This is a genomic window from Numidum massiliense (assembly GCF_001375555.1).
GTDB classification, from domain to species: domain Bacteria; phylum Bacillota; class Bacilli; order Thermoactinomycetales; family Novibacillaceae; genus Numidum; species Numidum massiliense.
In genome coordinates this window covers 1,812,217-1,837,569 of record NZ_CTDZ01000009.1, presented here as the reverse complement: position 1 = coordinate 1,837,569, position 25,353 = coordinate 1,812,217, and the positions used below count along the sequence as shown (strand labels likewise).

At 47.6% G+C, this 25,353-nt stretch carries 20 protein-coding genes, 1 pseudogene, 2 CRISPR repeat arrays and 1 riboswitch; of the genes and pseudogenes, 16 read left to right on the top strand and 5 right to left on the bottom strand.

The window, feature by feature from the left end; all coding sequences use genetic code 11:
* Window positions 1–87: 87 nt before the first annotated feature.
* Window positions 88–867, bottom strand: a complete 780-nt coding sequence (locus BN1247_RS09000) for an ABC transporter ATP-binding protein (RefSeq protein WP_054950081.1) — start codon at window positions 865–867, stop codon at window positions 88–90.
* A complete protein-coding gene (locus BN1247_RS08995; protein ID WP_082415866.1) occupies window positions 864–1,958 on the bottom strand; it encodes a FecCD family ABC transporter permease in 1,095 nt (364 codons plus the stop codon). Before BN1247_RS08995 ends, BN1247_RS09000 begins: the two co-directional genes overlap by 4 nt.
* A 126-nt stretch (window positions 1,959–2,084) precedes the next feature.
* Window positions 2,085–2,277: riboswitch (molybdenum cofactor riboswitch) on the bottom strand.
* A 491-nt stretch (window positions 2,278–2,768) separates the two neighbouring features.
* Window positions 2,769–5,414: a CRISPR direct-repeat array (repeat unit 30 nt; unit sequence GCTTTGATCTTACCTATGAGGAATTGAAAC).
* A 70-nt stretch (window positions 5,415–5,484) separates the two neighbouring features.
* On the opposite strand from BN1247_RS08995, the gene BN1247_RS08990 reads away from it, so the two are divergent.
* Window positions 5,485–5,796 carry a transposase gene (locus BN1247_RS08990; protein ID WP_054948915.1) on the top strand — a complete coding sequence of 104 codons (312 nt, stop codon included), beginning with the start codon at window positions 5,485–5,487 and terminating at the stop codon, window positions 5,794–5,796.
* Window positions 5,787–6,713, top strand: a complete 927-nt coding sequence (locus tag BN1247_RS08985; protein ID WP_054948914.1) for an IS3 family transposase — start codon at window positions 5,787–5,789, stop codon at window positions 6,711–6,713. The genes BN1247_RS08990 and BN1247_RS08985 overlap by 10 nt, the downstream gene beginning before the upstream one ends.
* Window positions 6,714–6,949: 236 nt before the next feature.
* Window positions 6,950–10,204: a CRISPR direct-repeat array (repeat unit 30 nt; unit sequence GCTTTGATCTTACCTATGAGGAATTGAAAC).
* A 403-nt stretch (window positions 10,205–10,607) separates the two neighbouring features.
* On the opposite strand, the gene BN1247_RS17450 is transcribed toward BN1247_RS08985, so the two are convergent.
* From BN1247_RS17450 to BN1247_RS08975, 3 genes are all read right to left on the bottom strand, one after another.
* Window positions 10,608–10,751: a helix-turn-helix domain-containing protein gene (locus tag BN1247_RS17450; RefSeq protein ID WP_231633408.1), complete on the bottom strand. Its 144-nt coding sequence runs from the start codon at window positions 10,749–10,751 to the stop codon at window positions 10,608–10,610.
* A 411-nt stretch (window positions 10,752–11,162) separates the two neighbouring features.
* Window positions 11,163–12,050, bottom strand: coding sequence for an IS3 family transposase (locus BN1247_RS08980; RefSeq protein ID WP_231633368.1), 888 nt, complete (start codon window positions 12,048–12,050; stop codon window positions 11,163–11,165).
* A 29-nt stretch (window positions 12,051–12,079) separates the two neighbouring features.
* On the bottom strand, window positions 12,080–12,391 hold the full coding sequence (locus tag BN1247_RS08975; RefSeq protein ID WP_054948915.1) for a transposase: 312 nt from the start codon (window positions 12,389–12,391) through the stop codon (window positions 12,080–12,082).
* A 257-nt stretch (window positions 12,392–12,648) separates the two neighbouring features.
* Between BN1247_RS08975 and BN1247_RS08970 the strand changes: the two genes are divergently transcribed.
* From BN1247_RS08970 to cas6, 14 genes and pseudogenes are all read left to right on the top strand, one after another.
* Window positions 12,649–13,620: a DUF6602 domain-containing protein gene (locus tag BN1247_RS08970; RefSeq protein ID WP_054950080.1), complete on the top strand. Its 972-nt coding sequence runs from the start codon at window positions 12,649–12,651 to the stop codon at window positions 13,618–13,620.
* A gap of 64 nt (window positions 13,621–13,684) precedes the next feature.
* Complete coding sequence (locus tag BN1247_RS08965) at window positions 13,685–14,113, top strand: hypothetical protein (protein WP_054950079.1); 429 nt, start codon at window positions 13,685–13,687, stop codon at window positions 14,111–14,113.
* 30 nt (window positions 14,114–14,143) lie between these two features.
* On the top strand, window positions 14,144–15,253 hold the full coding sequence (locus BN1247_RS08960) for a Cas10/Cmr2 second palm domain-containing protein (protein WP_054950078.1): 1,110 nt from the start codon (window positions 14,144–14,146) through the stop codon (window positions 15,251–15,253).
* A gap of 189 nt (window positions 15,254–15,442) precedes the next feature.
* Window positions 15,443–15,845: pseudogene (locus tag BN1247_RS18635) on the top strand (ATP-binding protein); the annotation flags it as partial.
* 532 nt (window positions 15,846–16,377) lie between these two features.
* Complete coding sequence (locus BN1247_RS08955) at window positions 16,378–16,707, top strand: hypothetical protein (protein ID WP_187119757.1); 330 nt, start codon at window positions 16,378–16,380, stop codon at window positions 16,705–16,707.
* Between the two features lie 25 nt (window positions 16,708–16,732).
* Entirely contained in the window at window positions 16,733–17,455 is a 723-nt protein-coding gene (locus tag BN1247_RS08950) for a TM1812 family CRISPR-associated protein (RefSeq protein ID WP_054950076.1), read from the top strand.
* Complete coding sequence (locus BN1247_RS08945; RefSeq protein WP_147675211.1) at window positions 17,448–17,774, top strand: hypothetical protein; 327 nt, start codon at window positions 17,448–17,450, stop codon at window positions 17,772–17,774. The genes BN1247_RS08950 and BN1247_RS08945 overlap by 8 nt, the downstream gene beginning before the upstream one ends.
* A 71-nt stretch (window positions 17,775–17,845) precedes the next feature.
* The gene (locus BN1247_RS08940; protein WP_054950074.1) at window positions 17,846–18,847 is read left to right on the top strand and encodes an RAMP superfamily CRISPR-associated protein; all 1,002 of its coding nucleotides are present in this window, start codon (window positions 17,846–17,848) and stop codon (window positions 18,845–18,847) included.
* Window positions 18,844–20,502: a type III-B CRISPR-associated protein Cas10/Cmr2 gene (cas10, locus tag BN1247_RS08935; protein ID WP_054950073.1), complete on the top strand. Its 1,659-nt coding sequence runs from the start codon at window positions 18,844–18,846 to the stop codon at window positions 20,500–20,502. Before BN1247_RS08940 ends, cas10 begins: the two co-directional genes overlap by 4 nt.
* On the top strand, window positions 20,499–21,617 hold the full coding sequence (locus BN1247_RS08930) for a type III-B CRISPR module-associated Cmr3 family protein (RefSeq protein ID WP_054950072.1): 1,119 nt from the start codon (window positions 20,499–20,501) through the stop codon (window positions 21,615–21,617). Before cas10 ends, BN1247_RS08930 begins: the two co-directional genes overlap by 4 nt.
* Window positions 21,618–21,678: 61 nt before the next feature.
* A complete protein-coding gene (gene cmr4 / locus BN1247_RS08925; protein WP_054950071.1) occupies window positions 21,679–22,623 on the top strand; it encodes a type III-B CRISPR module RAMP protein Cmr4 in 945 nt (314 codons plus the stop codon).
* Window positions 22,620–23,045, top strand: coding sequence for a type III-B CRISPR module-associated protein Cmr5 (cmr5, locus tag BN1247_RS08920; RefSeq protein ID WP_054950070.1), 426 nt, complete (start codon window positions 22,620–22,622; stop codon window positions 23,043–23,045). The genes cmr4 and cmr5 overlap by 4 nt, the downstream gene beginning before the upstream one ends.
* A 26-nt stretch (window positions 23,046–23,071) precedes the next feature.
* Entirely contained in the window at window positions 23,072–24,271 is a 1,200-nt protein-coding gene (cmr6, locus tag BN1247_RS08915) for a type III-B CRISPR module RAMP protein Cmr6 (protein WP_054950069.1), read from the top strand.
* Between the two features lie 337 nt (window positions 24,272–24,608).
* Complete coding sequence (gene cas6 / locus BN1247_RS08910) at window positions 24,609–25,346, top strand: CRISPR-associated endoribonuclease Cas6 (RefSeq protein WP_054950068.1); 738 nt, start codon at window positions 24,609–24,611, stop codon at window positions 25,344–25,346.
* Window positions 25,347–25,353 lie beyond the last annotated feature (7 nt).

Here is a 25,353-nt window from a genome sequence, read left to right as displayed (position 1 = left end):
TTTTTTGAAAAAGGACATTGTAAGACACGTGTTTACGTGTGACAGATGGGACGACAAGGTTCACAACTTGCATCCCGGAGCTAGGAGCTACAAAAGTGGGAGACACGTCTTCACTTCACGGTTTTCGCCTAATGAAAAACTTGCGACTTTTGCTTGGACGCCGTAAATTTTATGTAAATTCTCGGCTGTAATGACGTCTTCTGGCGCTCCGACTTCGATTAACCCGCCTCCCTTCATCAACGCAACTTTCGTCGCAAATAGAAGGGCGTGATCGGGATGGTGCGTCGACATAATGACGGCAAGCCCTCCGTCGACGAGTCGCTTGATGTGGTGCAGCACTTTGACTTGGTTACCGAAATCTAAGTTCGATGTCGGCTCGTCCATGATTAATATTTGCGGTTGTTGTGCCAGTGCCCTGGCGATGAGGACGAGTTGCCGCTCGCCACCGCTAATTTCGGTATACATGTGATCGCGCAAGTGGGCAATCCTCAGCACTTCTAAGGCGTGCTCGGCAATGGCGGCGTCTTTTTTTGATGGGGCGGCAAAGCGGGACAGATGCGCCGTACGTCCCATCAACACGACGTCCCGTACCGTAAACGGAAAGGGCGGCGTATGGTTTTGTGGCACGTAGCCGATCAAGTGCGCGATTTGTTGCGGCGTGCGGGCGTGTAAGTTTTCCCCGTTCAAAAGCACCTCGCCTCGCTGCGGTTTTAAAAAGCCCAACACGACTTTGAACAGCGTCGTCTTCCCGGTACCGTTCGGTCCTAGTATGGACAGGACTTCACCCGCTTCCAGCGAGAGCGATACATTGTCGAACACTTTTTTTGCGCCGTACTGAAAAGCAGCTTGTTTAATTTCGAGTTTCATGCCCATCCCTTCCGCGAGCGCGCGAGTAAGAAAATGAAGAAGGGCGCGCCAATAAATGATGTCAGTATGCCGAGCGGAATCTCCACCGGCAGCAGCACGCGTGCTAGCGTGTCGACGAGTAGCATGTAGGCGCTCCCGATAAAGACCGTCGCCGGCAGCAGTGCGCGGTAATTCGGTCCGACGAGTGCCCGCGCCAAGTGCGGGATGACGAGCCCGACCCAGCCGATCATGCCGCTAATGGCGACGACGGAAGCGGTCAACAGCGTCGAGCAAAAAATGGTAACCAGCCGCAACCGTTTTGTATTGATGCCGAGCGCCTGCGCCTCCTCGTCACCGAAGGAAATGACGTTTAAGCGCCAGCGGACGAGGTACAGCGGCACGAATCCGAGCACGATCGGCACGAGGACGAGGTAGACGTCTTTCGCACTCACCGAGGCGAGACTCCCCATCAGCCAAAAAGTGATCGCCGGCAGCTTGTCATACGGGTCGGCGACGTATTTTATAAAGGAGATTGACGAAGAAAACAATGTGCCGACGAGGACGCCCGTCAGGATGAGCACGAGTGTGCGATCCCCTTGGCGCATGCGCGCGCTCAGCCCGTATGTAATCGCGACAGCTAACACGCCGAACAAAAACGCCGACAGTTGCACGCTGAAGACGCTCCACGACATTAAGATGGCGAGCGCTGCCCCAAACCCCGCACCCGCACTTGCCCCTAAAATGTCGGGGGAGACGAGCGGGTTGCGAAAAATGCCCTGGTACGCCGACCCAGACACGGCGAGCGCGGCGCCGACGAGCAGCGTCGCCGCAATGCGCGGCAGGCGGATGTTGAACAGTACGTTGGCGATCGGATCGGGCAGGCCGTAGTCGGTACCGCTGACGAATCCCGCGAGCGCTAGCCACAGTTGTTCCAACGAGACGGGGTAGCGGCCGAGTGGGAGCGCACACAAGGTGACGATGACAGGCGAAAGCACGATGAGCAACCATTTGAGCCGCGACTTAAGGTGTGATCGGGTGGCGGCTTGTTGATCGGTGGCGGTTCCGTGAGCTGACGGGGCTTTCGGATGATCTGGAGCTGTCGAGCGCTGCAAGGGAGGGCCTCCTTTCTTGTTTGTACGATTTTTTGATAGGTTTGAGAGATTTGAGAAGTTTAACGGTACGTTTTTTGACAAATAAAAAAGAGTCTTAGGCCGTAAGGAACTAAGACTCTCTCTGTTGATGAGCCGCTAGTGCCTCCTTTACGACAAATGGGAAGGCATACACGTTTCCATGTATACCCCGTGGACTCTACGGTCCAGGCCGCGCGCTCGTAGGCAGGTGTCGATAGGTGTCATGCTGTTCATTGCGTGGTAGGTGCGCATGACGGGTTGTGTAGCCCTTAGATCGCGTGGCTCGGAGGTGAAGATGCAGTTTTTGTGGTGTCGGGTTTTAAGAGGCAAGTAGGCGACACATGCCAAGTATAGCATATGTGTTTTTGGGGATGTATGAACGTTTTGGGGCGGTTTGGGGAGGGGAGTGGGGGGGCGAAATATGTTATTGCCGGGAGGGTACACCGGGCCGCCGTCCGGTTTCTAGTGTTATATTATTTGTGTTAAATTGGTTAGGTTTTTTGTGTTGCCTTTGTGTAAGGTGGTATTTACAATGAAGTTGAATTAATAATTTGGAAGGGTCGGTTTGGTGCGCAAATCGGTTTTCGTTAGCTGGTTGCTTTTTTGTCGTCGACCTCCTATAGCGTTGTAACCCCGGGAGATCGACGACAATATGAGAAGGGGAGGGTTTGGGAGGATAGAGGAGTAAGGGGAAGGTAGGATTGTGTTTTGTAATGGTTTCAGTTAGATGGGTAGGTTGTTTGTCGTGTGATCCATAATGTATACTTAGTAGCACTAGCAAGGTTTTTTTGGGCTTTGATCTTACCTATGAGGAATTGAAACTTGGATGCCGGTAGTGGTGATGGTCACCTTTCTGGTTGCTTTGATCTTACCTATGAGGAATTGAAACGTCGAAAACCCACTCCTCGAATTTTTCTGCGGCAGGCTTTGATCTTACCTATGAGGAATTGAAACTACGACCACATGAAAGTGAATGTCGGGTACGGGTACCGCGCTTTGATCTTACCTATGAGGAATTGAAACACGTTTACGAAGCCATAGAACAGGCGATGACGTGGGAAGCTTTGATCTTACCTATGAGGAATTGAAACCACAGGGGAGACCACGGGCAACGACGGCAAACGGACACGCTTTGATCTTACCTATGAGGAATTGAAACCAAACCAACAAGGGGAACGGGAGACAGACTTTGTCCGCTTTGATCTTACCTATGAGGAATTGAAACCTATCCTCATCATTCGCCTTTTCTTTCGCGTCCCTTACGCTTTGATCTTACCTATGAGGAATTGAAACGGAACGCATGGAGTGGGCGCGACGGCTGGAAGAGATCGCTTTGATCTTACCTATGAGGAATTGAAACTTCGCGAAACGAGCTCGACAACAAATACGAGTTCATCACGGCTTTGATCTTACCTATGAGGAATTGAAACAGAAGGAAATTGCGAAGGATTTTCTTGGCGACAATATCGGGCTTTGATCTTACCTATGAGGAATTGAAACCTCGTACGCTTGCATCATTGCCTGTGCCGTTCTGCGGGCTTTGATCTTACCTATGAGGAATTGAAACATGAACTGGAGTAAGGAGAACATAAAAACTGCTGAAGAGCTTTGATCTTACCTATGAGGAATTGAAACCCGGTCATATCGCCGAGTTCTCCCTGTCTCCTCGATGAGCTTTGATCTTACCTATGAGGAATTGAAACCTCAGAAGGAGGGAAAAACATGTCTCTTCTAGGTGACCGCTTTGATCTTACCTATGAGGAATTGAAACCTCGTACCATAGACCCTGAGCTTTCGGGTTTTTGTCCTTGCTTTGATCTTACCTATGAGGAATTGAAACCAGTGTTCAAAAGTTCTACAGCGAGAAACCGCGGGTGGCTTTGATCTTACCTATGAGGAATTGAAACATCCCCGCCGTATTTCCGTTCGTGGTTGGACTAGTAGCTTTGATCTTACCTATGAGGAATTGAAACCGGCGTACAAACGCGAGTTGGCCGACGCGGTCAAAGGCTTTGATCTTACCTATGAGGAATTGAAACTTCGATGAACTCCTCGCGGTCGACATCGGCGGGTAGCGAGCTTTGATCTTACCTATGAGGAATTGAAACCTCGCCATCGTGAAGCGGCTGAAAGAGAATGAGGGCGCTTTGATCTTACCTATGAGGAATTGAAACTCGCGAACACTGGTTGTCAATGGGGAGCGTTCAATGCTTTGATCTTACCTATGAGGAATTGAAACTCCTCTATTGAACACGCCATAGGGTCTATCATTTTTAGCTTTGATCTTACCTATGAGGAATTGAAACTCGATTGCCAAGGCAGCGAAACGTGGCGACGAGATGGCGCTTTGATCTTACCTATGAGGAATTGAAACGTTGATTGGTGTGTGGAACGGTTTGAGATGCGCTGGAGCTTTGATCTTACCTATGAGGAATTGAAACTTGGAACGCCACTTCAAACAATCCGGTCGCTGCGAGCTTTGATCTTACCTATGAGGAATTGAAACCGCGACATGGCTGATGCACGAAAAAGTCCGTTTCGAGCTTTGATCTTACCTATGAGGAATTGAAACTCGCTTTGATGCGCCGCATCATCAACGGCAGCATTGGCTTTGATCTTACCTATGAGGAATTGAAACTACGCTCAGAGATCAAGACGCCGAAGCAAGCGGATACGCTTTGATCTTACCTATGAGGAATTGAAACCAGGTTAGACCGCGTTCCGGCGTGTCGTTGAAAACGCTTTGATCTTACCTATGAGGAATTGAAACGCACTTTCGTTTCCTATCGTTTTTGGACGTAACTTCCAGCTTTGATCTTACCTATGAGGAATTGAAACATAACTTTTATAAGCAGGGCTTGCAGGTTAAGGGAGCTTTGATCTTACCTATGAGGAATTGAAACCAGCGTATACCTCCGACCGCTCACCTCGATAACGGTTGGGCTTTGATCTTACCTATGAGGAATTGAAACTGCGGCTTGTATCCGCTGACGGCCACGTGCGGGACGCTTTGATCTTACCTATGAGGAATTGAAACTTGATTCGCGAACGGTCTATCGACCGCGAGGTTAAATGCTTTGATCTTACCTATGAGGAATTGAAACGACATTGGCCAAGATGAAATTAGGCAGTCCCTTAAGCTTTGATCTTACCTATGAGGAATTGAAACTTGAACGCGCGATCCGCAACGCCAAGACGGAGCTGAAAGCTTTGATCTTACCTATGAGGAATTGAAACGACCACGCTTTGAGTAGCGCTTTGAACGGCGCTAAGCTTTGATCTTACCTATGAGGAATTGAAACGAAGGTATGTATCTCGATGTGATCCTTGTACACTTTGCTTTGATCTTACCTATGAGGAATTGAAACAGGTACAACAGCATTTCCTAGCGCTCTAATTCGGTCCACCGCTTTGATCTTACCTATGAGGAATTCTATTAAGCCCCTATAGTAACTTGGACATCACTAAACACTTTAAGTTATACTAGTGATGAAAGGGGCAGAATCAAATGAAACGCCGTCAGTTCACCAAGGAATTTAAAATCCAAGTCGCAAAGGAAGCCATGGAGGTTGGTAACCAAGCGCTAGTTGCTCGCCGCTATGATCTCGGTTCTAACTTGCTTAACCGATGGGTTCGCGAATATAAGGACGGGCACTACGGGGACGTCCCGATCGAATCCGCCCAACCACGCGAATTCAGTGATCTTGCTCAGGAAAATGATCAGCTAAAACGGTTGTTGGGCGAAAAGGATTTAGAAATTGCCATTTTGCGTGATCTTGTAAAAAAGCAGCACCCTCACTTGCTGAAAAGATTGAAGTAGCGGACAAGTGGATTTCTAAGGGATACCCGATCCAAACCGTTTTACGGATTGTCCACGTACCGCGTTCCACCTATTACTATCAGAAACACTATCGGGTGAAGGAGAAGAAAGTAAGTGGGGGGAGACCGGCACCAGGTTACTCCTTCACAAACAGCGGGCAAAAAGTGTCCGACGAACAAATTAAAGAATGGCTTATGGAGCTCGTCTCGGGTGATGGCTACGCGTATGGGTACCGAAAATTAACGGTGGCGCTCCGTTCGACGTACGATTTAGTCATTAATAAGAAAAAAGTGTACCGTCTCTGCAAACGGTTAGGCATCTTACTGCCGCAGCGACGGAAGCGAATCCGCCACCCTAGGCGCCTTGCACGTAACCGCCTCGTTGAGCGATCGAATGAGCTGTGGGAAACAGACATCAAGTATGGGTACATTGCCGGAGAAAACCGCTTTTTCTTCCTGCTTTCCTACATTGACGTTTATGACCGTTCGATTATTGACTATCATGTTGGATTAGCTTGCGAAGGTCAAGACGCTGTTCAGGTGCTACAACGAGCGCTTTCGACACGCGGGCTTCAGGAGGCACAAGAAAAGCCGATCATCCGGACGGACAATGGTCCACAGTTCGTATCTAAAGTATTCGAAGAAGCTTGTGAACACTACGGTTGTGAGCACGAACGTATTCCGCCGAACACACCGAATAAAAATGCCCATATTGAGGCGTTTCATCGGATCGTTGAGGACGAATGCTTCAACAAGTATTCCTTTGAGACGTACGAGGAAGCATATCGTACCGTCATAGGCTTTATGGACTTTTATAACAACCGCCGCATACACGGTAGTATTGGGGACATGAGCCCCGCGCAGTTTTTCCATGCGCATCAAACATCTTCGTTGCGCACGAAAGCCGTTCGACTCTGATCCTTCCCTTTCGTCTTCCAAGCCAACAGCCGCTGTAAGACGTGACGTCAAGGGCGAGCGAAAGCGAGGGCGTAGCCTTTACCCTTGACGGAAGGTCTGAAGCGACTACACTTCTATTGACGAAAGGAAGCGAGAACCAGAGATAACGTGAGCTTGTAGTTATGTATGTCCAGTTTTAAGGGGTTTATCCGAATTGAAACCGTCGATGAGTGCTGACTTACGGATGTGGGTCGGGGGCTTTGATCTTACCTATGAGGAATTGAAACGGATACATTTGAGCGCATATCATGCCGCCATATTCTGGCTTTGATCTTACCTATGAGGAATTGAAACTCGAGAATGCCGCTGTCAGTAGTTACATCATGGGTGCGGCTTTGATCTTACCTATGAGGAATTGAAACTTGATTCGCGAACGGTCTATCGACCGCGAGGTTAAGCTTTGATCTTACCTATGAGGAATTGAAACTTGCGAAGTATATCGCCTCCTTCCGGCGCCTCTACGCTTTGATCTTACCTATGAGGAATTGAAACTCAATCGGCTGCATAGAACAGAGATCCCGGTATTCAGCTTTGATCTTACCTATGAGGAATTGAAACCATGGCAGATCGAGACACTCAATCAACTGGGCGGACGCTTTGATCTTACCTATGAGGAATTGAAACACTCATGCCCGATCCTCACGCCCTCGCGTAATGCGGCGCTTTGATCTTACCTATGAGGAATTGAAACGATATGGACACGATCAAGCTGGACGGAGACACGCTGAGCTTTGATCTTACCTATGAGGAATTGAAACTCGGTTGTTTTCCGACAACGGAAATAGAATCACCGCCGGCTTTGATCTTACCTATGAGGAATTGAAACTTCGGTCTTCCCTTGTACAGTCAACACAACCAGACGGCTTTGATCTTACCTATGAGGAATTGAAACAGTCCTCGGCCCGCTCCAAAAGATCCATCGCCTCACTGGGCTTTGATCTTACCTATGAGGAATTGAAACAAGGAGGAAATGACTGATGGCGAATGCAATCAACTGCTTTGATCTTACCTATGAGGAATTGAAACGCGGGTCCACCTCCCGCGCGGGTTTCCGTTCAGTTTGCTTTGATCTTACCTATGAGGAATTGAAACTGCTTGAACCGTATGAATCCTGTCTCCATGATCAGCGGGCTTTGATCTTACCTATGAGGAATTGAAACCGGTATCGTGCAGGACGTTCCCTTGGTCGCTGATTTTGCTTTGATCTTACCTATGAGGAATTGAAACGCGTAATCATGCGATCGTACCACTCCGTTTCGTAAGGGCTTTGATCTTACCTATGAGGAATTGAAACACGACTGGGAGGTTGAAGACGTTTGGGGTGCCGTCAGTCGCGCTTTGATCTTACCTATGAGGAATTGAAACCCTGCTGAAACAGTAATTTGTGCGAGTGCTATTTCTTGCTTTGATCTTACCTATGAGGAATTGAAACCATTTACGCCGGAAGAAACGAACGAAGGTGAACGGCGGCTTTGATCTTACCTATGAGGAATTGAAACCGCCGTCTAACTCGATGGACAACTTTAACAACCGCATCGCTTTGATCTTACCTATGAGGAATTGAAACCCGGATGTGGTGGTGTCAAAGCTAAGGATGAAAAAAGTGCTTTGATCTTACCTATGAGGAATTGAAACGCTGAGCTGTACGACTTCAGGTTTACGCCTTCTGCAAAAGAGAGCTTTGATCTTACCTATGAGGAATTGAAACCACAAGGATCCGCATAATACCATCAATACCGTTTGATGGGCTTTGATCTTACCTATGAGGAATTGAAACCCGGATCAACAACGATCGGCCAGAATCTCCTGCCACCGCTTTGATCTTACCTATGAGGAATTGAAACTTACCGAACGAACCCCGGAACCGCGACGATGTGCCCGGCGCTTTGATCTTACCTATGAGGAATTGAAACTGGAATTGCGAATGCTAATCCGGTAGGCACAAGTACCGCTTTGATCTTACCTATGAGGAATTGAAACAAATATCACCGGCAGAGTACGCGGCCGTCAACGACGGTAGCTTTGATCTTACCTATGAGGAATTGAAACAGGACTTGAGAACAAAAAGGGGTCTCTCACAAGCTGAGCTTTGATCTTACCTATGAGGAATTGAAACACGAATGGTTCAGTTTCATGTCGACGGGTACGGGCGGCTTTGATCTTACCTATGAGGAATTGAAACTCCCTTCGTAACGCTGTATCAGTCATACAGCCAAAATGGCTTTGATCTTACCTATGAGGAATTGAAACATCATTGCGTACCTTTCGAAGTCCACCTCGTCCTCCGCTTTGATCTTACCTATGAGGAATTGAAACGCAGCAGTGTATGATATAGATAAAGAGGTGATTCAAGCTTTGATCTTACCTATGAGGAATTGAAACCCGATGTTCCGCAAGCTCATCGAAACGGGCACGAAAGCGCTTTGATCTTACCTATGAGGAATTGAAACGATAGTCTCCGTTTCATGCCGCGGCTCGGGCGCGGGCTTTGATCTTACCTATGAGGAATTGAAACTCGGCTCCGTCGCCGTACTCTACTGTAGCCGGCCCGAGTGCTTTGATCTTACCTATGAGGAATTGAAACGACAATGCCCCTCCGCATTTAGAGGGGCGCTTCAGTGCTTTGATCTTACCTATGAGGAATTGAAACTGCGCTTGCAGGCGTGGAAAGACGCGGGCACGGTAATGCTTTGATCTTACCTATGAGGAATTGAAACTTCCGTACGCGCATCAAGCCGATTGCACACCACGACAGCTTTGATCTTACCTATGAGGAATTGAAACCGGGGTTGGCCGGCTGCGGGCGCTATGGGCGATGCATACGCTTTGATCTTACCTATGAGGAATTGAAACCTTTCCGCCTTTCGCGAGGCCAACGGACATGTTCACGGCTTTGATCTTACCTATGAGGAATTGAAACAACCTCGCAAGTGCCGCGCAAGTAGACCTAGGCCAATGCTTTGATCTTACCTATGAGGAATTGAAACGTTTCCTCCTGTTTTTCGCTCACACTATATATGCGCGCTTTGATCTTACCTATGAGGAATTGAAACGAAGCACGCCGTTTCAAATGTTGCGCCGAAGCCAGCTTTGATCTTACCTATGAGGAATTGAAACGCGACCTCCGCTTTCAGTTCTTCTATCCGGTGGTAGGCTTTGATCTTACCTATGAGGAATTGAAACTCGGATGTTTTTTTGCGGTACATTGTTCGGCTTTTGCTTTGATCTTACCTATGAGGAATTGAAACAGGGTCAAAGCGATCGTACAAACGCAATGTTGGTCGAGGGGCTTTGATCTTACCTATGAGGAATTGAAACATCAACAACTCTTTCAATTCAGCTTTTTTCATGGTAAATGCTTTGATCTTACCTATGAGGAATTGAAACGGCGTAGTCGTAATCATGACTTGCGGACTATCTCCGCTTTGATCTTACCTATGAGGAATTGAAACTGTCGAGCAGGATACATTTCCTCAGTAGTTTCACCTGCAGGGATAAACTGCCCGCTAATGCACCAGGCTTTTTTTGTAAAGTCTTAAGTACATGGGCGAGCTCAAGGTGCCATCGATGGTTGCCGCCTAAACGCTCGTGGTCAGCCACGCATTGCTAACGTGTTACGCTCCGTTTGGCGTACGAACCGACGAACTGTACTGTAACTGATGTCCACCCCCTCCGCCATTAACGCTTCAAACATGTCCACGACTGTCTTTTGCTGGTTGACTTGTCCTTTGTGGCGCTTCTCTCGGTTTTCTTGAAGAAACTCACGAATCCTTTGCTCGATCGCTGGCGTTAGTTTGCGTCTGGAAAGAGACCGATTGGATAACGGGTTTCTCCGTAAGAGATTCAATGAGCGCGTCAATATTTGGGGAGTTGTCTTGTTCTAGCAAAATTCTTTCGCTTCTGCTCATATTCGTGTACGTATTTACTGACTGTCTCCCGATGGATACCCACTTCACGAGCGATCCCCCGGAAGGATTTTCCCTCATGCACATACAGCATGAGCACTTGATATTTTTGGATCATCGTGATCATCTCTCCTACCCCACTCGTCTTATTGACAAGTAGGATCATCTATCTTAATGGCCGGTTTTTCGATGCTCAAGGCGGCTGTTTTTTAAGTTAACATAAATAACTAGGAACATTGAGTTTCTGCTTCTATTGTCAGTAGTCTAAGTATTATTTAGGACTACCTATTCCCGATCACTCCACAATATGGTATCGGATAAACCCCTTAAAACTGGACATACATAACTACAAGCTCACGTTATCTCTGGTTCTCGCTTCCTTTCGTCAATAGAAGTGTAGTCGCTTCAGACCTTCCGTCAAGGGTAAAGGCTACGCCCTCGCTTTCGCTCGCCCTTGACGTCACGTCTTACAGCGGCTGTTGGCTTGGAAGACGAAAGGGAAGGATCAGAGTCGAACGGCTTTCGTGCGCAACGAAGATGTTTGATGCGCATGGAAAAACTGCGCGGGGCTCATGTCCCCAATACTACCGTGTATGCGGCGGTTGTTATAAAAGTCCATAAAGCCTATGACGGTACGATATGCTTCCTCGTACGTCTCAAAGGAATACTTGTTGAAGCATTCGTCCTCAACGATCCGATGAAACGCCTCAATATGGGCATTTTTATTCGGTGTGTTCGGCGGAATACGTTCGTGCTCACAACCGTAGTGTTCACAAGCTTCTTCGAATACTTTAGATACGAACTGTGGACCATTGTCCGTCCGGATGATCGGCTTTTCTTGTGCCTCCTGAAGCCCGCGTGTCGAAAGCGCTCGTTGTAGCACCTGAACAGCGTCTTGACCTTCGCAAGCTAATCCAACATGATAGTCAATAATCGAACGGTCATAAACGTCAATGTAGGAAAGCAGGAAGAAAAAGCGGTTTTCTCCGGCAATGTACCCATACTTGATGTCTGTTTCCCACAGCTCATTCGATCGCTCAACGAGGCGGTTACGTGCAAGGCGCCTAGGGTGGCGGATTCGCTTCCGTCGCTGCGGCAGTAAGATGCCTAACCGTTTGCAGAGACGGTACACTTTTTTCTTATTAATGACTAAATCGTACGTCGAACGGAGCGCCACCGTTAATTTTCGGTACCCATACGCGTAGCCATCACCCGAGACGAGCTCCATAAGCCATTCTTTAATTTGTTCGTCGGACACTTTTTGCCCGCTGTTTGTGAAGGAGTAACCTGGTGCCGGTCTCCCCCCACTTACTTTCTTCTCCTTCACCCGATAGTGTTTCTGATAGTAATAGGTGGAACGCGGTACGTGGACAATCCGTAAAACGGTTTGGATCGGGTATCCCTTAGAAATCCACTTGTCCGCTACTTCAATCTTTTCAGCAAGTGAGGGTGCTGCTTTTTTACAAGATCACGCAAAATGGCAATTTCTAAATCCTTTTCGCCCAACAACCGTTTTAGCTGATCATTTTCCTGAGCAAGATCACTGAATTCGCGTGGTTGGGCGGATTCGATCGGGACGTCCCCGTAGTGCCCGTCCTTATATTCGCGAACCCATCGGTTAAGCAAGTTAGAACCGAGATCATAGCGGCGAGCAACTAGCGCTTGGTTACCAACCTCCATGGCTTCCTTTGCGACTTGGATTTTAAATTCCTTGGTGAACTGACGGCGTTTCATTTGATTCTGCCCCTTTCATCACTAGTATAACTTAAAGTGTTTAGTGATGTCCAAGTTACTATAGGGGCTTAATAGGTATACTATTTAGTAGTGTTAGTCATACTTTAATGACGATTGAGGAGTATAGGTGAAGCTTCATTTGATTTTTGAACCCTATTTCTTACGGTGTGTGAAAAAAGAAGGTTGCTTTGAACTTCTTTCGATACCCTAATTATTTTGGCTAAACAGAATGGTAAGATAAGAAAGGAATGAATGTAATGGCGCAGGAAAAGAATTCTGCTGAAGTATTCGGAAAAATATATGATAACTATAATTATGTTAACAACATGATGGTAGAAGAAATGGATATAGCTTCTAAGCATGGTGGTTTAACCGGTAACCATCGTGAGGAAATGTGGATAAAATTTTTTAGAAGCATTATACCTAGGAAGTTCTCCATTGCTCAAGGGGTCATGATCATTGATTCTTATGGGGAGGTTTCCAAGGAAGTCGATATTGCAGTGTTTGATGAGCAATATACGCCGTACGTCTTTCAATATAATACACTTAAATTTATTCCGATTGAAGCTGTTGCTATTGTAATAGAATGCAAGAGTAAAGATTTTTCAGATAACAAGTTGATAGAATGGGCTGATTGTATTGGGAAATTAAAGACAAGGAGGTCTGGTATCGCGCGAATTGTTAGCGGCTATACTACTGGAATCACAAATGAATCACAAATAAATACACAACCCATCAAAATCTTAGCATCTCTTAAGTCAAACGCACGGGAAAGCACTCTAGAAAAAAATAAAGAAAAGCTAGGGGATTACTTTGACTTCATAATTCAAAAAATGCAAGGCGATATGGAGGGATTTCAGGTTTCAATTAAATATGAAGACAAGGCGCTAGGATGGTGGGCGAAGCGATTAAATATGTGGGAAGAGAGAACTATTGATAAAAATTCGGACGAACCGCTTCATATTAAATTCCCAATCAAAAAAGAGCTTCGGAGTGACGCTGAGTTAAAGTTTAAAAAGGATAGTGACCATGACCTAACCAACACATTAAAAGATTTAAAGGTAACCGGCAACCCACTACTCTCTTTAAACCTGCAATTAAACCAGCTGCTCATGCTCATCAACAACCCGATGCTTTTTCCGCATTTCGAGTACGCCAAGGCCTTCAATAAAATCGTCGCGGAAATGGAAAATGAGAAAGCAGCAAACAATAAACAAAGGAAAAGTTGAACCGAATAACGGGATCGGCCCGCAAGGTAAGGGTCATTCCACTCAAAAGAACAGGAGGGTTTTAATGGCAACGTATGCGTTTATCGACGTATCTCAGAAACAGGAGTTTATTTATAAACATAATAAGCTCCGGGATAACCTGTATAACTCCTTTATCATCAAGTGCGTGACAGAAGAGCTCCCTGAGCCCCCGGAAAAGCTTATTTCGTTAAGCCGGCATTTAACGAGGCATTTCAGCGAGCAAGTAGAGTTTGTCTACTCAGGTGGAGGAAACAGCATCGTTCGCTTCGCTACTAAAGAACAAGCAGAACACTTTGTCCGAACATACTCCGGGAGAGTCCTTAGAGACTATCCTGATCTGGAGCTATACATAAGTTTGGTTGACGATGATGAGGACGAAGTTGTTAGCGTTTGCGGTGGAATCGATGGGATTAAGGAAAAGAAAATTCGCGAGTTACTGCATGAAAAAGCAGATAAATTAAAAGACAAATGACGGGCTAAGTTCCGGCGTTGGACATATGGTGTGGAGCAGATTGACGAGACGGGACAAGCAGAACGGTGTGACGTTAAGCAAGATAGGGATTATGATCTGTCAAAGAAATATTTGTTCCGGTCTTTAAAGAAAAAACTAGAGTCCAACAACGAAGCGAACACACCAAGCGCTCCCATCGAAATAACGGACGAATTGCAAGACTATCAGAAAGGGGAAGACGGCAAAAGTTATATCGGTGTCATTGCGATCGACGGCAATAAAATGGGAGAAATGGTCAGCAAGATTACGACGTTTAAGGAACTAAAGCGGTTTAGTGAAGCGATCGATAATTTGTATAGTCAAGCAGTCAGTAATGCTTTACTGACTCATGCGGCATCTGTGTATAGCGCTGATACAGAGGGCAAATTGCAAAAAATACTTGTCACCCCGATTGTGATGGCAGGGGACGACATATGCCTCATCGTCGAAGCGGAACACGCAATTGAACTAGCCAAGACGATTGTTGAAAATATTAAAAAATTATCCCTCGAAAAGAACAGGGATCGGGAAGTATTACACGAATTAATGGACCGAGATCAACAAGGAGAGGGCTTAACCGCATGCGCGGGAGTAGCGATTGTTAAATACAACTATCCGTTTTTTGAGGCCGTTCGCACAGCAGAAGCATTGTGTCACCGTGCCAAAGAGTCGATGCACAAAGTCAGAACGGAAGGCAGTAAGGCCGCGAATGCGTCGTTTATCGATTGGGAGATTGTCCAAGGGCAAGTCGACAGTGATCATACATACGAGGACTACGTCAGACACGGGCAATATGAAGAGCGCTTTCACCTTAAACCTTTGCGAATTGATCAAGAGGAAGCGGCACAAGATGGCGTTTACAGTTACGGTGCTTTTATTCGGTTAGTGCAAAAAATTAATGAAGGGCAAAAGGAGGATAAGGTCGGGCAGAAGGAGAAAGCGATTAGTAGCTCCATCTTGGAAAAAATAAAGCGAGTCATTTATTCGGGGTGGGAGCAATACGAGCTGTTTTTTGAAACGAACCAGACGGAAGGTTGCGAGCGAATCGTTCAAATCGTGCAAGAGACCTTTGGCGAAGCGAACTCGGAGTATGCAGCTTTAGTCGCGGAAAACGAGCAATGAACTTCGTCAAGAACAGGTGTAATACTTTCGGCAAGTGAGGCTTCTATTTTAATGAGTGCCCAAAACGTGTGCCCAGGAGCAATCGCTTGATAGCGAACGTTTATATTTAGGCGGAGCAAAAGGTTCGGGTTATGGTTTGTGCCGAATGCGCGTCGTCGCTCATGTCGGTTCTGATTATGCTAAGACCATGGAACTGGCATGAAAGCGTGTATGGAAGGATTTAAAGTATGGTTTACGACCGTTCCACTCTTGGTCAACAGGATTAATATAACATGGGCGAAAAAAATCCTACGTAACTTTCAAAGCCGTTTCGAAAAGTATGATCTCGTTATCGCTGACGAGATGGTTACATCTCCTTTGACAAGGGCGCAGAGTTACTGTTTACCCACCTTTCCCTTTGTGCGGGTCGTCACTCAACGATTATTACGACTAATCTGTCTTTCGAACACTGGGGCAAAATCTTTCAAGACGAGGTGATGACAGCAGCAATGATCGACGCCTCACGCACCAAGCGTATTTGGTCAACATGAATGGCAGCTCGTACCGGATGAAGGAAACGGAGAAATGGTTACTGCAACAACATTATTATTAATATTCGTACTATTAATAAATGGCCGGAAATTGGCCGGCTTTTGAGTTGAAACAAATACATTCTAGCATCCCTGTGTAGCCGTTCGAATCTCACCTATGAGGAATTGAAACCGTCAGCTACATAAGCTTTCCTTCGTTTTTTTCGTCTATTGCGCCGTCATGACTCGGTACCAAGACGTATGTTCAGTGAGTCATTCAATGAGACGTATAGGTGCCAGCAAGTACGGTAGGTAGTCTCACAAATTAAGTTTGAATACTTTCTCAAAAAAAGATTATGTAGGGAACGTATGTTTGCTGACCGGTTTTGGCACAATCTATACGGTATACTTTTATCATTAGCAATCGTCATTTGCCGTTGGGGAAGAGAACGATGCCAATACAATTCCCGTTAAAGAAGGAAAAACAGCACTTTATGTCGAAATATGTTCTTTGGTAGACAGCTATTTTGGAGAGGTGCAGGTTTGCAGGTTTGTATGTTTGTCAGTCAAAATGTAGTGAGACGTTTATAAAATGAATAGCTGCGAGTGCCGTGCATGATTGCGTATGTACTTGAAGGATTAAACGCACATGTTAAGGAGGAACTTATGTACCATACAATCGTTATTACTTGCGGAATTTCCTTTAATTTTCCACGAAACTTATTCACCATGATAAAGAAAGAAGGTCACAACACGGATTTTTCTGTCGACCTTCAAGCGAAAACAATAACAGAGGAAACGAAAGTCAAAATAGCCGATTGGTTTCGTCACTGCCAGACACTAATGCCGGAGATTGACAATCAACCAGAAAGAATAAGTGCAGAGTACTCCGCCGTGCACGCCTTACGTAAAGCGGGAAAATTAGCTGGTCGATATTTCGAGTAGCCAAGATGAGGCGGCGAACTGGGGATTGTTCGACGCGATTATGAACGAAATTGAAAACGGTGACGACATTTATTTTGACGTTACGCACAGTTTTCGTACCAATCCAGTAGTTGCCCTTATCGTCCTTAACTATGCGCGCTTTTTGAAGCGGGCGACAATTGGAAAGATGATGTATGGGTGGATCGAAGAGTTGGGAAGTTTCCCCGAGATCAAGGCGATGAATGTTGTGGAGCGGTTGGCACCGATTGTCGATTTCACGAACATGGCCTTGCTACTCGACTGGACGAACGGGGTCGACCAATATTTGCGGACAGGTGACGCGTCCAAAATTAAAGAACTGACGGAAGGTGAGGCGCAGCGGTTTTTCACACGCGATGCTAACGAATCCGACAAAGTCGATAAAGAAGACCGCAGGCAGTTCGGGAAACTACAGAAGTTGGCCAATCGCATGGAACAAACGAGTTTGGCCTTTCAAACGTGCCGTGGTCGGTCATACATCGATAAAATACGCGAACTCAGGCGAGAGGTTGAGCGTGTGAAGCAGCTTAAAACGAAGCACGTGCGCCCACTCCTACCGCTCGTCGACGAAATTGAGGCAAAATACGCTGACTTCACCGACGATGAAGTAATGAACAGTTATTACGCTGTGAGCTGGTGTGTCGATCACGGTTTGATTCAACTGGCGTACACATTACTTCAGGAGTACGTCATCTCTATCGTTTGTTTGCAAATTAACTGGCTTGGATGAACTAGATGTAGATAGTCGAGAAAGTGTGGGCGGTGCACTAAGCGTCTACCTTCAAAAAAAGCCGGAGGAAGAATGGCGCGGTGACATCGAAACAATTAAGCGCGTAATTGCAGTTATCGAACCGTATCGTGAGCAGTTAAAGCCGTTCAGTAATCTGGTCAAATTTCGCAACAACCTTAACCACTCTGAGATGAACATAGAACGTATTTCGGCACAAAATATTGAGCGTACCATCGTTGAGTTTGTAAGCGAGATGAAGCCGTTTTTCCAGAAGGTAGCAAATAAAATCGTATTAGCGGAAGGGACACTACTGAGTTAATAGCCGAGGGGCAGCGGAATGCAACGAGTAAAACTACTAAAAACCTTTTATTACTGTGGGAGGTGCAGGAAATGAATCTAGCCTTATACGAAGAGGGAACAGCGCTTCGTACGATTGACTACACCGTTTCGCTCGTGACGCCGATGGCAGTACACGGTGCCGACAACAGGCAAATGGCAGAATGGCGTCATTCTTCCTTCAAAGGAATTTTACGCTATTGGTGGCGGACGTTGCAGTTCGGTAAAAATAAGAGAGGGCTGATACTAGAAGAAGAAGAATTGTTCGGTGGGACGAACGGAAGTGATGGAGAAAGTGGTAAGAAGTCGCCCATCACATTTATGTCGACGCAACAGTACACATCTAGACAGAAAGCGATCATTCTACCACATAAAGGTAAAGGGAAGGTGCCAGCTGTAGAACAAGGACACACCGTCACTTTTACGCTGGCACTTGCGAAGCGAGTCCCAATCGACACTGTCATGCAGTACAAAAAAATCGTCAACTACACGCTTCTGCTTGCGAGTGTAGGGCAACGAGCGCGTCGTGGATTCGGGGCGATACAGGGGCAAGAGCACCAGTTTGCGACAATTGACAATTTCAGACAAACGCTATACGCAGCGCTCGACGATCTAGGTGCAAGTTACGAAAGACAAACAAGCAACACGTGCTTGTTGCGAACGGCGGCAGGGGAAGATGCCCTAGACAAAAGACATGATACCTTGCGTACAGGTGGACAAGTGCAGGTTAGGCAGCCGTACAGGCCGACGACTGCGGCTAAGATGAGTGAGCACCCAACGCTCGCAGCGGTGTGGCTTGGCAGTGGTGAAAAAGATGCCTACGCCGTCCTAAAAAAGATTGGGGACGCGTCGCACCGTGCCAATGGCCGTGGACAATCCCTCGGTTCCGCGATGGGGGGTCGCTTTGCTTCACCACTATGGTGTACCGTGCGCAAAATCGGTAATCTATATTACCCGGTCGTCAACGAATTGCATTCGCAAAAGGTCATGAGTAATTGGCAGCGATATCAAAGTGACCGCGATCTGTTTTTACGCATTTTGGGGGTAGACGTATGACAGCAACACGCCAAATGGCGATTTTTACAATCGGACCAGTGCAGTCGTTCATTGCTTCGGCTCGCAAGACAGAAGATTTGTGGAGTGGCAGTTACGTCCTCTCCTTTCTCGTCGAACGGGCGATCGAAGCGCTTTACGCGGCGGGGCGCAATGTCGAGATGATCTTTCCGCAAGTGACTAAGGAAAGGATCGCACTCGATAACAAGCAGAACGACGCCAACTTAAACATTGCCTCCCTCCCTAACCGGTTGACGGCTCTCATTGAAGGCTCGCCGGAAGAAGTGGCTGAGGTGATGGGGCAGACGGAAACGATAGTGCGGGATGCCTTTAAACAGTTTTGTTCATGGGCGGTTAAATATGTGTTTCCCGATCGTGAATTTCAAGAAGCGTTACAGTCGCAAGCAGAAAGGCAAGTCGATGCATTACTTGAAGTGTATTGGGTCTTGCAGCCTTACGTTGCGGAAACTAGTTTTTCAGAACAGCAAGAAGAGCTAGAGGTGCGCCTCAATGCACTGAAAAGCGACAAGCAGTTTTCCCAGTTTACGGGGGCGGGCATCACTTGTTCCGTATGTAAAGAACGTGACGCGCTTTCGATGTACGCGGTAAACGACAGTGATCGCTACGGTCACATGAGAAAAAAACTGCGTGACACGTGGCAGCAGCGGAGTGAAGAATTCCACGTTCCTATAGAAGCGACAGTAGGAGAAAACAATGATCACGCGCGGATTAAAGATAATGAATTCTTATGCGGCGTATGTTTGGGCAAGCGCGTCGCTCGCGACTATTTTAAGAAGGACTACTACAAAGTCAGCAAACCGTTCGCTTCCTTCCCGTCGACACAAGACATTGGTGTAAAAGCGCAGTCGTATTTCGCTATTTTAAAATTGGACGGCGACAATATGGGGAAGTTGTTCTCCGGGGAAACGCTGGAGCAATACCGCGATGTAAGCAGACGATTGTCCCATTTTGCCGCGAAAGAGGTGCCAAAAATTGTCGCGAAGTATGAGGGAGTCATCGTCTACGCGGGGGGCGACGACGTGTTGGCATTTTTCCCCGTCGACCAAGTGCTCGATGCGGCGAATGAACTACGTCTCGCCTTCGGTAGTGACAAGCAAGGCGTCGGGCGGGAAGCGACGGCTTCTGCAGGGGTCGTCATCGGGCACAAAAAGGCGCCACTGCATCACTTGCTAAACGAAGTACGCAAACTAGAAGGTCGGGCGAAAGAGTACAAAAACCGATTGACCGAAAAAGAAAAAGACGCGCTCGCCCTCGCTGTACACACGCACGCAGGTGAAATAGCGGAGACGGTTGTGCCATGGCAATCAGATGGTGAAGAAACAATTTCGCAATTGAAGCGCATGATTGATGCATTGGAAGAAGAGCTCTCTACTACCTTCATCTATCGGTTTGCCCAAGTATTTGCGCCGCTTGTATGTTCGCCTGACGTCCCGCGCATTGAGCGTAAGGACATGCTGGAGGTAGAATTTGGGCGCTTAGTTCGCCGTTCACTTAAAGACGGTAAAACAATTGCCGATCTCGACGACTTCGTAAAGAAGGCGATGCGTCTGCACGATGTGGTACCTACTACGGATGATTTCTTTCGCTTGTTGAAGATGCTGACATTTTTCCAACGTAAAGGGGTGAATCGCTTGTGAAACGTCTCAGACTAAAACCAGTAGACACATTCTTTTTTAAGGGGCACGCAACGGCGGACGCTGGTGTACATACAGTTGCTGACGGCATGTTTCCACCGCGCTCGAACACTGTATACGGGGCGTTGCGCGCCGCCTATATTCACCAGCACAGCACATTCGAGGATTTTGCAGCAGGTAAGGATGATGCCGTTAAGGAATGGATGGGCACTCCAGAATCGTTCGGTTCATTTCGACAAGCGTTGCTGTTATTAATGAAGAATGACGAGTTACTGTTGCCGTTACCGCTCGACTGTCAGGTGTTAAAGGAAGAAAAACTAGAAGTACACCCACTGACGTTAACCCCCGACGACCTACCGTCGTCGAACAACGCGTCACTGTGGCGTTTACGGGCGTCGTCCAACAAAAAGTCGGCGAGTGCGGCGGGGAAATTTGTGCCGATGAGGGATTGGAAAAAACTTTTATTATCTGGGGAGTCGACGGAATTTCTTCTGGCAGCCGCCGACCTGATTCAACGCAGTCCAAAGGTAGGCATTCACCTCAATAAGGAACGCCGTGCGGAAAAGCATTATTTTTACCAGCAACAAATGCTTACGATGGTCGGCGGCTGCCAGTTGGCAGTGTATGCCGATCCGTGCCCAGACTTTGCCGACGTTCCGTTTGCGCGGTTAGGTGCCGAGAGCCGTCCGTGGACAATTGCCGAAGAAGATCATTCGTGGACACTGTGGGAAGAGGAGGAACTCGCACAATTGCGCCAGCAACTTGCCGCAACGAAGCTCGCGCGCATCGTGTTGCTTTCGCCGGCGGTGTGGGGCAACGGGTCGCGGCCAGGTTCCTTTAATGAAGAAACGAAGGAAATTGAATTGTCGAATGGGTTGCGAGCAGAGGTACTTACTGCTGCCGTCGGGCGACCAGACATGTACGGTGGCTGGGACATCGTGAAACATCGGCCGAAAGAGCGGCGACAGATGGTACCAGCTGGTACGGTGTTGTACGTGCGGATCGCCGAGGCCGACATTGACCGCTTTATCGCTTTGGCTAACGGGTTTACGTTAACGGATGAAGGGGCACATGAAGGGTTCGGATTCGCGGTCGCTGCGGGTGTGCCAAACTTATAAAAAGTGTGCGTACAGCTCGTAAAAATGGAACATCATTCATTTTATCATGGGAGGTTTTATTGTGTACACAAAAGCTAAACCGTTTTTGCTTCATGCCATTACTTCTGTCCATGCAGGTAGCGGTAGTGAAATTGGCATTGTAGACTTACCGATTCAGCGGGAAAAACATACGGGGTACCCGAAAGTTGAGAGTTCGTCACTCAAAGGGGCCATTCGTTTTCAAACAGAAGGTAGCTGTACGTCTGAGCAGGAAAAGAAGAAATTTGAACTCGTGTTCGGTGCGAAACCGCGGACAGAAAATGATACCGGCGATACAAGCAATGCCAACGAGACGCAAGCGAGCGCGATCGCCTTTAGCGACGCCCGCATCTTATTGTTCCCCGTTCGCTCCTTGCGCGGCGTGTTCACATGGATTACGTGTCCACACGTGCTTAAGCGGTTTAACGATGAACGGAAAGTATACGCAAACGGTAACGTAGTGGAAGAGTTGGTCGTTCCCGACGTTAGTTCTGATGCTAGCGTTTATCCCGTATCCTCGGATCACATTTTAGTGGGGAACGACAAGCTCATACTCGAGGAGTATACGTTCCATGCGACGGTGGACGAAGAAGCCCAAATACTGGCGCGGCAAATTTCGCAAATGCTCGGCGATCACTTGTCGATCGACGTGGCACAACGGATAGCGGTACTGAGCGACAGCGACTTTAGTGACTTTGTAAAATTATCGACGGAAGTGAACGCGCGCATCAAAGTTGGCGACAACGGTACCGTAGACAGCGGCGCGCTCTGGTATGAAGAGAACGTCCCGCCGGAAGCAGTGTTTTACAGTTTCCTTTTTATCGGCAACGTGCGCGGAAAAGGGATCGATGGCATGCAGACGGCCGCGGACGTCGCGCAGTTTATGGTGGAAGATGAGAACTTCCCTGCGGTATTCCAGCTCGGCGGCAACTATACGATCGGTAAAGGTATGATGCGGAGAATATGGTTAGCGGAGGACGGACAATGACGAACGTAAACGAATCGATCGCAAAAATCGAAGGTGGCCGGGCAGCATTTGCTTTTGACGAAGTGGCACAGTCGGTAAGGGATGGGCGGATCGACGGTAAGAAATATCGTGCCTATGTAAAAAAAATGCCCTCACTCATTCAAGTGAACGGACTCGGACAAACGTTAGCTTTTTACTTCTCTAAAAGAAAGAGGAGTGGCGAAGGAAAAATATACGATGAAATTTACCAGTCGGTGGCCAAGTGGCTGGAACAGAAGTTTCCAGAATACTTCCGAGAACAGCCGGATCGCGAAGCGTACAAGCTGATTAAAACTGTCATTAACCTCAAAAGTAAAGACTATCGTTTCGTGACGATGGAAACTCTTGCGTTCTTAAACTGGATGCGTAAGTTTGCCGACGGAATGGTCACGGACGATGAGTGATTTCGGGAGCAGAAGGAGGGACTACGATGTACGCACATCCGCGGGACACGCGAGAAGCGAGCCGACCAATCGAAAAGCAGAGCCACAATAATGCAAAATATTCAGACCATATGTGGTACGCCGTTCACTATGACCAAATGACGTTTGAGAAGGGTAAGTATGAGGCGAAGAAAGTCATCGCGCCGGTTAAACCGACCGAGGGTCTTAAACAACTCGTCAAGCAGGCGATGGTGCAGCGGTTTAACGCCCTCCTAGACGTTGCAGACGAGCAACACGTGCGAGTGTTGGAAGGGAAACCAACATCAGCACTTGTTCACGGGCTAGGCGGAGGGCACGTCTGTGAGACGTCCCTCACCGTACACCCCGTGTACGGCGTCCCCTACATTCCAGCTTCCAGTATTAAAGGGGTGGTGCGGCGCTGGTATATCGAAGCGTTTCTCGACGGCAGGGAGAAGAACTTGTTAGAAGGTGACGGCGAGTCGGCTCAGTTGGGGCGCATTGTGTTTGGAAGTCAAGAGCGCAAAGGGGCGGTGCAGTTTACTGACCTCTTTTTTCACGAGCAACTAGAGTTAAAGCCCGATGTGCTGACTCCACACTTTCCAGATTACTATAACAGGAAGAAATCGGCGACAGATGATCAAGATCCGAACCCGATCACATTTTATGCTGTTAATGCGTCGTCGGCGGAGTGGTATTTTATGATTCCGAAAGCGACGGTTGCTTCCATAGACGGACAGGCGATTGCTAGCGAAGCGCTAGCCGATTTAGTCGTATCGTGGACGGCGCGCGCGTTAACGGAACTCGGGATTGGCTCCAAGACGGCCTCCGGTTACGGTCGGTTTTCGTCAGTGATAGATGTGACAGAAGAGAGACTGGCCGGGCAACTGAAAAAGCGGGAAGAAGAACGTCGGTTGCGGAAAGAGCGGCTCGCCGAGGAACGCCGCGCGCGGGAAGCCGCACGAAAAGCGGAGGAAGAACGACAGCGATTAGCAAAAATGTCACCGCGTGAACGGCTCCTTTACGATATAGGGCAACTCGGTGAGGGGCCAGAAGACATTGAAAAAAGTAAAGGTGAGCTGTACACGCGCATCGTCGAGGCTAACGATGTAGACGTTGCCACCGCATTGAGAGAATACTGGCGCACAACAGGACAATGGAAAGTGAAGAATAAGAAGTCGAAGCAATTCGCTAAGGTACAGGATATCAAGAAAATACTAGGGGAATAAGTGAACGTTAGGTGTGTCGTTGTTAATGGGGATGGCTTCTAGGTGGATCGATCCATCCCCATGACGCCTAATTTGCGTGCAAGAAAAATGATCGGGCTGTGAGAAAAAAATCAGCCCCAAACTTTTGTTCGCTGACAAAGTCCGGCACTATCACTGTGCTATACTTGACAGTGTGGGAAAAACAGTAAACTTGTTTTGTATCTAGCTGTAGGACTTACATTTTACTAATTGTAGGGTCAACATGACACTAACAGTAATCTGCAACTATTAGTAGACTAGCTTGTCGCAATTAGAATGATGTTTAAGTGGTGCGCGCCGTTGGGAGGAGGTGAATTGGATGCGACTACACGTTGTTCTCGAAGCTAATAAGCTCACGATTCCGGTGCAATACGAGCAAATTATGCAGGGCGTCATTTATCGTTCCTTATCCAATCCGAAGTTGACGTCATTTTTGCACGATAGTGGCTTCCAGTACAATAAGCGGTCGTTCAAAATGTTTACTTTTTCAAAGCTGCTGGGAGCGGGGGCCTATGACCGGGAAACGCGCAAATTGACGTTTGACGGAGAATTGAAGTGGCAAGTGAGTTCGGCACTGCCTGCGTTCATTCACGACTTAGGACAAGCATTATTGCTGGAACCGTCTCTTCAATTGCACCAACAAGATATATTGGTTAAAGAAGTAACCTATCGCAATCCAACTATTACATCCGCAACGTGCAAGATAAAAATGTTGTCGCCAATTACTGTTGCGAGTACGTATGTTGGGCAGGATGGCAAGAAGTTGACCCATTTCTTTGCACCGGATGACCTCGCCTTTTCACATATGGTGAAGGAAAATCTACTACGCAAATATACAGCATTTACCGGGGAGACACGTACAGACGACTTTGTCATTCGTCCGCTTTCGGTTTCGCGCCAACATAAAGTCGTTACCAAATTTAAGGGGACGATTATTAACGCGTGGGGCGGGATATACGAAGTACAGTCGACTCCGAGAATGCTAACCTTTGCGCACCAAGTTGGTCTTGGTAGTAGGAACTCGGCCGGCTTCGGCCTGTTCGAGTTACTCGCTTGATCGTGAG

What these genes read in the sequence shown, in the direction of transcription:
- BN1247_RS09000 (WP_054950081.1), bottom strand. Translation starts at nt 867, where the DNA reads ATGAAACTCGAAATTAAACAAGCTGCTTTTCAGTACGGCGCAAAAAAA.
- cas6 (WP_054950068.1), top strand. Translation starts at nt 24,609, where the DNA reads ATGCGACTACACGTTGTTCTCGAAGCTAATAAGCTCACGATTCCGGTG.
- cas10 (WP_054950073.1), top strand. Translation starts at nt 18,844, where the DNA reads ATGACAGCAACACGCCAAATGGCGATTTTTACAATCGGACCAGTGCAG.
- cmr6 (WP_054950069.1), top strand. Translation starts at nt 23,072, where the DNA reads ATGTACGCACATCCGCGGGACACGCGAGAAGCGAGCCGACCAATCGAA.
- BN1247_RS08965 (WP_054950079.1), top strand. Translation starts at nt 13,685, where the DNA reads ATGGCAACGTATGCGTTTATCGACGTATCTCAGAAACAGGAGTTTATT.
- BN1247_RS08990 (WP_054948915.1), top strand. Translation starts at nt 5,485, where the DNA reads ATGAAACGCCGTCAGTTCACCAAGGAATTTAAAATCCAAGTCGCAAAG.
- BN1247_RS08955 (WP_187119757.1), top strand. Translation starts at nt 16,378, where the DNA reads ATGATTGCGTATGTACTTGAAGGATTAAACGCACATGTTAAGGAGGAA.
- cmr5 (WP_054950070.1), top strand. Translation starts at nt 22,620, where the DNA reads ATGACGAACGTAAACGAATCGATCGCAAAAATCGAAGGTGGCCGGGCA.
- BN1247_RS08940 (WP_054950074.1), top strand. Translation starts at nt 17,846, where the DNA reads ATGAATCTAGCCTTATACGAAGAGGGAACAGCGCTTCGTACGATTGAC.
- BN1247_RS17450 (WP_231633408.1), bottom strand. Translation starts at nt 10,751, where the DNA reads ATGCTGTATGTGCATGAGGGAAAATCCTTCCGGGGGATCGCTCGTGAA.
- BN1247_RS08975 (WP_054948915.1), bottom strand. Translation starts at nt 12,391, where the DNA reads ATGAAACGCCGTCAGTTCACCAAGGAATTTAAAATCCAAGTCGCAAAG.
- BN1247_RS08970 (WP_054950080.1), top strand. Translation starts at nt 12,649, where the DNA reads ATGGCGCAGGAAAAGAATTCTGCTGAAGTATTCGGAAAAATATATGAT.